Source organism: Planktothrix sp. FACHB-1355, assembly GCF_014748295.1.
Classification (GTDB): Bacteria; Cyanobacteriota; Cyanobacteriia; order Cyanobacteriales; family Aerosakkonemataceae; genus Aerosakkonema; species Aerosakkonema funiforme_A.
Genome location: NZ_JACJUP010001284.1, coordinates 1 through 1,804 on the forward strand (window position 1 = coordinate 1; position 1,804 = coordinate 1,804).

Here is a 1,804-nt window from a genome sequence, read left to right on the forward strand (position 1 = left end):
TGCAAAACCTCCTGCCATGTGGATGATTTTATCTTCCGGTTTCCCTTCGCAATAAAGTGGCCCAACTAACCATGCTCCCGTTTCTTCCGCGCACTGTAAAAGTCGATCTAGCCAACCCGGAGTAAATAGTATATCGTTATCAAAAAAGACAACATATTTAGTATCGACTTCCGATAAAATCAGGTTACGCGCTTGATTGGGAGCGAGGAAATTTTCGCGGCGAATTAACCGAAATCCTTTTTCTTTTGCTTGTTTTTCTAGATAGCGTTTTGTGCGATTGGGTGAATTGCCATCCACATAGATTAACTTGAAGGGTGTAGTTGTATTCTCGTATAGACTTTCGAGGGAACGCTCGGTATAGCTGAATCTCTCCCGTTGGGTTATAACTAAGGTAACTTGTGGTTCTGTCATCTATACATCTCCAGCTTTTTTGGTATCTTTGTTTTTCCTAGTATATCCAGTTAACTGGGAAGCTAGGGAAGTTTTAATAAAATAAATAGGACTTGCCAAACTACTCAGGTAAAACTCCATCTCGCAAGCTGGGATTAAATCATTTTTAACTTTCCCGCCATATTTGAGTAAGTGCAGTATTGTTCGACGCAAGCTCCCCAGGAATATCTTAGCCATAATTATTGGCTTTTGCCATGTTTTAGAATTAATCAACCGCAGATGGCAAATACATAAACTAGAACCACGAATCAGAGCAATTAAATAATCTTTTTCTAAGCGCCACTGCGGTATTTGATGATAGGTGTGCATCGCTGGGTTATACCAAATTTCCCACCCGGCATTGTGTATATACAATAATGGCTCTAAATCTTCTCCTCCTAACATTTGTTTGCCAACTCTACCGATTAATTTTGGTCGGTTCGGAACGGCTTCGCACCATGCTTTTTTACGAACTACTACTGCTGCTCCTGGCGGCAAGCTTAAATTATTTGGCTCGTAAAGACGCGGTTTTTCACCCTGCTCTCTAATTGCTAAAAAAGATTGTATTTTCTGGAAATTTTCCGGCGGTTTTACTTCAAAATCACCGTGTATTTGACCACCAAAAGCTCCTGCTTTGGGATGAGCTTTGGCAAAGGAGTAAGCAGCTACCACCCAGTTACTATCAGGTAAATTATCATCATCCAGAAAACCAATTAATTCGCCTTTTGCTTCCCGAACCGCGTGCAGCCTAGCAAAAGCGACTCCTTGTTCCATTTCCAAACAATATGTCAAAGGAAATTTCTCTGGCCAATTTGCTTGATAATCTCGCACAATTTGCGCTGTATTATCTTGGCTGTTATTATCAACAACAATAATTTCCCAAGCCAAATGTTCAGTATTCATTTGTTGGCGCAGTCGTTCTAGAACCAAGGGTAAACGGCTGGCTCCATTATAAGTTGGAATGACTACGGTAAAGTGCATTGACTTCAATTTTTGGTTATCTTGATTTGCCTGATACTGGCTGCTCTTTCATGTCTAATTCAGCTAGCTTTTTTGGGGTGATTTTCGATGCGGTTTGAGCGTCTAAATATTGTTTCCTACAAAGAAAGGACTAATTAAGCTGCACCGCAATAGCTCTAATTCACAAGCTACGATCGCATCTTTTTTCGCCACCCCTTTATATTTAACCAAGTGCATAATCAATCGCCGTAAATCGTTCGTAAAATAAATCGGAATCAACAGCGGTTTTTGCCAATTTTTTAATTTCACCATCCGCAACTGATGGCGACTCAAACCAATACAACGCGCCACAGATATTAGGTAATCTTTTGACAAACGCCAGCTAGGAATCTCGTGATAAATTTGCATATTTGGG

Annotated in this window: 2 protein-coding genes and 1 pseudogene; all 3 read right to left on the reverse strand. The window is 40.5% G+C overall.

Annotated features, from left to right (window positions below; genetic code table 11):
- Nucleotides 1–411 (reverse strand): glycosyltransferase family 2 protein (locus tag H6S82_RS31620; protein WP_191057371.1); only part of this gene is annotated, 411 nt, incomplete at its 3' end.
- On the reverse strand, nucleotides 412–1,410 hold the full coding sequence (gene hpsE, locus H6S82_RS31625; protein WP_190462745.1) for a hormogonium polysaccharide biosynthesis glycosyltransferase HpsE: 999 nt from the start codon (nucleotides 1,408–1,410) through the stop codon (nucleotides 412–414).
- A 102-nt stretch (nucleotides 1,411–1,512) separates the two neighbouring features.
- Nucleotides 1,513–1,804: pseudogene (locus H6S82_RS31630) on the reverse strand (glycosyl transferase); the annotation flags it as partial.

Excerpts from the sequence above, each read along its gene's own strand:
- hpsE (WP_190462745.1), bottom strand. The coding sequence starts at position 1,410 with ATGCACTTTACCGTAGTCATTCCAACTTATAATGGAGCCAGCCGTTTA.